The following is a 261-nucleotide window of genomic DNA, read 5'->3' as shown; positions in this document are numbered from 1 at the left end:
CAGCCTGTCGCAAACAAGCCAGCCCCCACAGGGTCATCACAGGCCTCAAGCCGGTGCCGTCCCTGTGGGGGCTGGCTTGCCTGCGATGGGCTGCAACGCGGCCGCGGCTATTGATGAGGTAACACCGTGCACTCCACCGACGTGATCATCCTGGGCGCAGGCGCTGCCGGCCTGATGTGTGCCCAGCTCAGCGCCCGCCGGGGCCGCCGGGTCCTGCTGCTCGACCACGCCAACAAGCCAGGCAAGAAGATCCTGATGTCC

At 67.4% G+C, this 261-nt stretch carries 1 protein-coding gene; it reads left to right on the top strand.

Features of this window, described 5'->3' with window-relative positions; all coding sequences use genetic code 11:
• Nucleotides 1–126: 126 nt before the first annotated feature.
• Nucleotides 127–261, top strand: a 135-nt coding sequence (locus B2S33_RS16535; RefSeq protein ID WP_288650677.1) for an NAD(P)/FAD-dependent oxidoreductase, incomplete at its 3' end; no start/stop codon positions are given.

Source organism: Pseudomonas sp. UBA5568 (assembly GCF_002425525.1).
In the GTDB taxonomy this organism is placed as follows: Bacteria; Pseudomonadota; Gammaproteobacteria; order Pseudomonadales; family Pseudomonadaceae; genus Aquipseudomonas; species Aquipseudomonas fulva.
The sequence above is the reverse complement of the archived record's forward strand: the minus strand, read 5'-3'. Positions and strand labels throughout refer to the sequence as shown.